Annotated in this window: 1 pseudogene; it reads left to right on the top strand. The window is 47.4% G+C overall.

The window, feature by feature from the left end:
• Positions 1-12: 12 nt before the first annotated feature.
• A pseudogene (locus tag AB3X96_RS43045) lies at positions 13-232 on the top strand (hypothetical protein); the annotation flags it as partial.

Here is a 232-nt window from a genome sequence, read left to right as displayed (position 1 = left end):
AAAAGCGCTGGCATGCTTGGCAGTATCGACTATACGAAAACCGAAGCCGTGCAACTCGCGTCCGAGAAAATAGGAAAATATGAGGATGGCGAACAGATGTGGCGTGAGGTCTATCACATCACCTTCCACGAAAAAAACGGAAACAAGGTCAAGGTGATTACTGTGGACGACGCTGGCGAATTTGAATGCTCGATGAGTTCCGTAGAGGTCTTTGTCGTTTCGAAGCATTTGT

The sequence above is a fragment of the Paraburkholderia sp. BR13439 genome, assembly GCF_040948805.1.
GTDB lineage: Bacteria > Pseudomonadota > Gammaproteobacteria > Burkholderiales > Burkholderiaceae > Paraburkholderia > Paraburkholderia youngii.
This window is presented reverse-complemented; position numbering and strand designations above follow the sequence as displayed.